This is a genomic window from bacterium (assembly GCA_009926305.1).
GTDB lineage: Bacteria > Bdellovibrionota_C > UBA2361 > UBA2361 > RFPC01 > RFPC01.
In genome coordinates this window covers 1-1,649 of sequence record RFPC01000206.1, presented here as the reverse complement: position 1 = coordinate 1,649, position 1,649 = coordinate 1, and the positions used below count along the sequence as shown (strand labels likewise).

The following is a 1,649-nucleotide window of genomic DNA, read 5'->3' as shown; positions in this document are numbered from 1 at the left end:
TATTTGTTTTCGATAGGTATCCCAGCCTAAGTCTTTATTCGTTCGTCTTTCAGATAAGCGTCTAGGAGATTAAGATTCTCTTCAAGTTGACTGTAGTGTGAATAAGAAAATGCTGCAGCCGGAAGCTTTGAGAGTCTATTCACTGTAGATATACCCTCACCTATTTCGGAGCCAACGTCTCTTGATTGTGCACAAAGGAGACGGAAAGCTTCTACCTGAGGGATTCGCTGCAAAGAAGGGACAGAGTCTGGTCTTCGTTGAAGAAACAGAAGATTCTTAATAGGCGAGGGTTTAGTTGCCAGCGAGCGATAGACTTTTGCTGCATTTGTTCGCACCTTTCTCTTCTCTCCTTTTTCAATGAGAACCAGGCCAGTTGCAACTATAAGAGGCTCAGCGATACACGATCTTCTAAACAAGTAAGTTGTTTCATCAGATAGGAGAGCATAATTTCGAACGTTCACAAGCAGTCTAGAAAGGGAGCTCTTTCCTGCTTCTCGGTCCCCAGCAATCAATGAGCTAAGCCCATCTTCTCCTTCGACGGTTGCAGAGTGAAATCCAACAAAGCGATTGCGTAAGGCACTGAGCGCAAGAGGAGGAAGAGGCGGGTACATAGGAAAGCTCCAAGGAGCTGGATCCTTCATGCCATTAGCTTGAAACCAGACTCCTTCCATCTCCGTCTCGGATTCCTCGGGACGAGATCGAAAAAGATAGCGATCGGCCTCTCGAAGATCTATATAGAGAATCACATCAGGTGTTTGATCTCCATTTCGAATTGAATTTGGAAAATACTCACAAATACCACGTAAACAATTGCTCGAGGAACAACATACGAATATTCGAGTTCCCAGCAACTCAAGATGAGTCGAGTGCTTAAAATGATTTGAGCTTTGACTGAGCATCTCTAACATGTTCCCGTAAACTCCTGTCATCTGTTACCTGTTGAAGTTCTTCAAGAAGCACATCCCAAATTGATTCATTCAGAAGCGCAAAAAAACTAGAACTAGAATCAAAAACGGCGATAAACTCCTTGTCTTCTAAAAAGAAGAAAGACCATTCATTTTTTACAAACTTTTTAACAAGCTCATGATCAAGAGTAGTTGATTGAGAAGGGCTAGAAGAGAGAGTATTTTGCACAGTGGTCCTCCTGGAAGCTCCGTTTCAAATATAGTGAAGCTAATTCTCCAAATCAAGAAGTAGCTGAAGGTTCTATCCGATCATACTAGCTTCATCTTTCAGTTCACTCTCATTCACGCTCTTTTCCCTTGCAGTAGTGAACTAGTTTGTTGCCAAGAGGCGTAGAAAAATACCGAGTAATTAATACCCCACACCCTCGGGCATCTGACAAAGTTCCTGAGAATCTGCCCTCTACTGCAGATTCAGATAGTCCTCTGGAACAAAAGTCCCTGTCTAAGCAAGAGGAGGTCACATAATCTACCCGCTGAGAGATGTAACCGCGATTTTCAAGCTCTTTCAGAGCCTTTCGAACGGCCCCCTTGAGTCGAGAGCGCTCTCTCATACTCCGAAGGGCCTTGAAGACCTTTTGAATAGAATTTGAGCGGTTACCCTTTTCAAGTTCTGCAGGCTGGCTATCTGAAGCAGACCTAACGATTTTGTCTCTATCGACTCCCTTTGAACGTTCTTTGCTGAGC

Annotated in this window: 3 protein-coding genes; all 3 read right to left on the bottom strand. The window is 43.7% G+C overall.

The window, feature by feature from the left end; translation table 11 throughout:
* Positions 1-26: 26 nt before the first annotated feature.
* Entirely contained in the window at positions 27-899 is an 873-nt protein-coding gene (locus tag EBR25_13860) for a hypothetical protein (GenBank protein NBW42055.1), read from the bottom strand.
* Positions 871-1,134 (bottom strand): hypothetical protein, encoded by a 264-nt coding sequence (locus EBR25_13855; protein NBW42054.1) that lies wholly within the window; start codon positions 1,132-1,134, stop codon positions 871-873. The genes EBR25_13860 and EBR25_13855 overlap by 29 nt, the downstream gene beginning before the upstream one ends.
* A 109-nt stretch (positions 1,135-1,243) precedes the next feature.
* On the bottom strand, positions 1,244-1,649 hold a 406-nt coding region (locus EBR25_13850), incomplete at its 5' end, for a hypothetical protein (GenBank protein ID NBW42053.1).

Coding starts and splice junctions, on each gene's coding strand:
- EBR25_13860 (NBW42055.1), bottom strand. CDS start 899: ATGCTCAGTCAAAGCTCAAATCATTTTAAGCACTCGACTCATCTTGAG.